We start from the raw sequence: 460 nt of genomic DNA on the forward strand, positions 1-460 counted from the left end.
CTTGCGCATAGGGTATCGATTAGTATGGAGGTGGATTTTTGTATTTCGGCTTTAAATGAAGCGATTGAAAAATATGGTCGACCTGAAATATTTAATACAGACCAAGGCAGCCAGTTTACCAGTGATGCATTTATTGATGTATTGAAATCAAATGGCATTCAAATCAGTATGGATGGTAAAGGTCGATGGGTAGATAATGTGATGGTTGAACGATTATGGCGGAGCGTTAAATATGAAGAGGTGTATCTCAAAGCTTATAGCAGTGTCACAGATGCGAAAAAGCAATTAAGTGCATATTTTGAGTTTTATAATTTGAAACGACCTCATTCGAGTCTAGACAAAATGACACCAAATGAGTTTTACTATGATCAGCTACCCCAACAAAACAAGGTGGCTTAACTAGAGCGGAATATCACTTATAAATACGCTTTTAGTTGTTCAAACAAGTGGGACCACCTCT

The 460-nt window shown here is 37.4% G+C and carries 1 protein-coding gene; it reads left to right on the forward strand.

Translation table 11 applies throughout. The features are described from left to right. Positions 1-399: integrase core domain-containing protein (locus D7V20_RS19525; RefSeq protein WP_147395831.1), on the forward strand; the 399-nt coding region annotated here is incomplete at its 5' end. Between the last annotated feature and the right edge of the window lie 61 nt (positions 400-460).

Source organism: Acinetobacter rongchengensis (genome assembly GCF_003611475.1).
Lineage (GTDB): Bacteria > Pseudomonadota > Gammaproteobacteria > Pseudomonadales > Moraxellaceae > Acinetobacter > Acinetobacter rongchengensis.